The following is a 2,584-nucleotide window of genomic DNA, read 5'->3' as shown; positions in this document are numbered from 1 at the left end:
TTCTCTTTTTTGTTTGGTCACTTCAAAGAAAGTGTTTTTCGGCGAGCATTAGATGCTCTTATTATTTTTTATTAGCTATTTTTAAACAGGCTCTAAAGACACCATGGAAATATTATCGGGCAAGTGGAAGTTTCATATACTGGGTACCTTAATGGAAAGAGACCACCTGCGGTTTATGGATTTACTGCGCGAGGTAGATGGAATTGGTACCAAAATGCTTGCCAAAGAATTGCAGGATATGGAAATGAACCAACTGGTTTCAAGAACAATACTCGATACCCGGCCTGTTACAGTTCAATATTCACTTACCGAGTTTGGCAAGACCTTAAACCCTATAATAGATGAAATTATCAGATGGGGAAACGAGTATCGCAGCTCTATAGTGGGCAAGGAAAAACAGGTATAGCTGAAATACAGCGTTTTTATACAGTTTCATAAATTTAAACATACGCACCAACCCAATGGAAAACAGGCTTAGAATGCTGAGGGAGGCTAAAAATTTGACACAAACCGAACTGGCTGAAAAATCTGGCCTTTCTTTACGGACCATTCAGAGAATTGAGGCAGGTAGTGTCTTGAAAGGTTTTACCCTGAAAACGCTGGCAAAAGTACTGGATACAGCCCCAGACAATTTATTGCCTCACAAGCCGGCTACAGACTTAAGCCGCGCAAAATTAATCAACCGGTCGGCCCTATTGGGGCTTATTATACCTTATGGCAATATTATATTCCCTTTAATTTTAACCCACAAAACCAAAGATTTATATAATAAAGAGCTGGGGGAACACATTGTAAGCCTTCAGATTGTGCTATCGGTTATTCTCTCAATCATGATGATACTCAGTCCATTTATCCAAAAATGGCTGGCCATCAGGTTTCCGCTTTTTTTGATTCCTCTTATTGGCATAATATCCATCAAGCTATTTGTCATTATCAGAAACGGAATGAGCCTGAACCACAGGAACGAATTACAAATCAAGCTCAAAGCCAGCTTCTTATAGGGCTTTTCGCTAAAATGTCGTAAAAGTGTCGTAGCATTTTTTGTCGGAAATCGATTCAAAACCGAAAAATTGCCACAAAAAAACACAATGAAGACATTTAAGAAAATTACCCTTATTTTAGTAGCAATTGTTGCCTTAACAATGGTAGGTGGCCACTTTTACTTTGATAGAAAATTCACCCCGCCAGACAACTATCTTTCAGTTTATCATGAGGCAGAAAATGTACCCATTCAATGGAATGTAACCGATAAAAACCCCTATTCGGCCATGTTTTTACAGGTGAATTTAAAAGGTATTGAACAGCCATTTTTTATGCAGATAGATTTTGGGTCGCCAGTTACCTTGTTTTATGCCAAATCGCTGGCTTCGGTTCAGAAAATGTATCCAAAGCTGGTAATGCCAGATATAATGCAAAATCAGGTAGCACTTCAATTCAGCATCGGCAAAATGGAGGTCTCCTCCGGTAGTTTTCAATTAATCAATTACGGAGAAAAACTGGATTTTTCTAAGCCCGATGCAATTAATATTATTGGCACTATTGGTACCGACTTGCTGGAAAAAAGAATTACCACCCTAGATTTTAAGCACAATAGCTGTTCTTTTACAGAAAACCTGCCAACCACCGGATTTGTAGATTTTGAATTCAAAAAACGCCGCATTATTTTGCCTGCCAGGTTACAGAACAAAAACCTTCAATTACTTTATGATTCAGGCAGCAGCAATTATGAACTAATAACCAGCCAGGAAGATTGGAAAAACTACCGCAATAAAGGTGGCAGAATTAAAACCGAGAAAGGAAATTCATGGGGTAACCCCCTAAAGGTTATTACTGCACCAGCCAGCCAAACTATACAAATAGGGCAAACCGATATGGCGTTGACAGAGGTAACTTATGTGGAAGGTACATCTGCCATGCAAAACTTTTTAATGAGAAGCTCAGGCATGGAAGGCATGATAGGTAATAAACTATTGCTGAACCACAAATTGATTCTGGATTGTAAGAAAGAGAAATTCAGCATTGAATAATGCCCGCTTAAGCATTTTTATCTATTAACAACATGAGTCATCCCGAATTTTGATTAAGAGCTAGCCAAAATAATGCGATTAAACAATTAGAGATGGCTAATCTTAATCTGTAAATCGGTATCGAAGCATTTCGGTACCGATTTCCTGTTCTATGACACCAGTTTTTAAGGAGTAAAGGGATGAAATTACCCCAGTTTCGCAGCATTGAAAGCAAGAAGTCATAAACTAAAGTAACAATTGCCATAAGTTTAAGTCTATTCTCCCAGAACCAGAGTCTTGGTGATTCTAAGCCTAATTCGGCTTTTCCTACTCTAAAACTTTGTTCAATGTTCCACCGATGCATATAAGAATGTAGCATTTGCCAAGCATCTGTGTTAGACAGAACGGGACAAGAAGTAAGCAGATACATTGGTGATTGGCTACCCCTTTTATCTCTGACCACAATCAGATACAGAGGAAGTTTGACGTGGTTCATTTTTAGTTTACACTTTTTGCGAATTATTAAAAGACAAATATTTACTTTTTGAACCTATTTTTTGGTAGTACAATTCTTCAAA

Annotated in this window: 3 protein-coding genes; all 3 read left to right on the top strand. The window is 38.1% G+C overall.

Features of this window, described 5'->3' with window-relative positions; all coding sequences use genetic code 11:
• Positions 1 to 103: 103 nt before the first annotated feature.
• On the top strand, positions 104 to 406 hold the full coding sequence (locus tag C0V77_RS22835) for a helix-turn-helix domain-containing protein (RefSeq protein WP_101728706.1): 303 nt from the start codon (positions 104 to 106) through the stop codon (positions 404 to 406).
• 55 nt (positions 407 to 461) lie between these two features.
• Positions 462 to 1,001: a helix-turn-helix domain-containing protein gene (locus tag C0V77_RS22830; protein WP_101728705.1), complete on the top strand. Its 540-nt coding sequence runs from the start codon at positions 462 to 464 to the stop codon at positions 999 to 1,001.
• 87 nt (positions 1,002 to 1,088) lie between these two features.
• Positions 1,089 to 2,027: a hypothetical protein gene (locus C0V77_RS22825; protein WP_101728704.1), complete on the top strand. Its 939-nt coding sequence runs from the start codon at positions 1,089 to 1,091 to the stop codon at positions 2,025 to 2,027.
• Positions 2,028 to 2,584 lie beyond the last annotated feature (557 nt).

Origin of the sequence: Emticicia sp. TH156 (assembly GCF_002855535.1) — a bacterium.
Taxonomy (GTDB): domain Bacteria; phylum Bacteroidota; class Bacteroidia; order Cytophagales; family Spirosomataceae; genus Emticicia; species Emticicia fluvialis.
This window is presented reverse-complemented; position numbering and strand designations above follow the sequence as displayed.